General features: G+C 47.6%; 2 protein-coding genes. Both read left to right on the top strand.

Going from position 1 to position 651, the window contains the following annotated elements:
* The coding region (locus Xkoz_RS26485) for a lysis protein (protein ID WP_099143532.1) at nt 1-386 on the top strand (386 nt) is incomplete at its 5' end.
* On the top strand, nt 383-643 hold the full coding sequence (locus Xkoz_RS19315; protein ID WP_099143531.1) for a hypothetical protein: 261 nt from the start codon (nt 383-385) through the stop codon (nt 641-643). The genes Xkoz_RS26485 and Xkoz_RS19315, both read left to right, overlap by 4 nt.
* Nucleotides 644-651: the final 8 nt, after the last annotated feature.

Genomic DNA, 651 nt, shown 5'->3' with positions numbered 1-651 from the left:
TCTATTACGGCGAATATCAGGACAAGGCCGAAGAATACGCTCGTTTATCGCGACAGTATGACGAACAAGTCGCCATTAACGCCAGCCAGCAAGCGCGAATCCAACAACTCCACGAACTGGACACCCAACACACTCAGGAACTCGCCAATGCCAAGACTGAAATTGACACTCTTCGGGCTGATGTTGCCGCTGGCCGTCGCAAGTTGCGCATCCAAGCCACCTGTCCCGTGTCTGAAACCGTTGCCTCCGGCAGCGTGGGCGATGGAACCACCGTCGAACTCTCTGGAGAAGCTGGATCAGCTGTTCTCGATATCCGAGCCGGAATTATTAACGACCGGGCAAAACTGAGATATTTGCAGGATTATGTTCGGAGCCAGTGTCGATGAAAAATGATTTTAATTACCAGAAACTAATGGCAGCAATGGGGTTGCTGTTCTTCTTTCTAGCTTTCACCGCGATGGTTCCCGTTAATTGGTATTTATCCATCAAGGATGGTAATTACCCTTCTTCTATTATTGGTACAGTGGCATACGTTGTTTTTTGCTGGAAGTTTGTTCCTGTAATGAAAGAAGTGGTTATCTACTTCTTTTCTATAGCCAAGAAATCGCTTGGAAAGAACACATTGCCACCTCAGAGCAAATGATGCTGGGG

It is taken from the genome of Xenorhabdus kozodoii (assembly GCF_002632875.1).
GTDB classification, from domain to species: domain Bacteria; phylum Pseudomonadota; class Gammaproteobacteria; order Enterobacterales; family Enterobacteriaceae; genus Xenorhabdus; species Xenorhabdus kozodoii.
The sequence above is the reverse complement of the archived record's forward strand: the minus strand, read 5'-3'. Positions and strand labels throughout refer to the sequence as shown.

Bases quoted from the DNA above. Each gene is read 5' to 3' on its own strand.
- Xkoz_RS19315 (WP_099143531.1), top strand. From the start codon at position 383: ATGAAAAATGATTTTAATTACCAGAAACTAATGGCAGCAATGGGGTTG.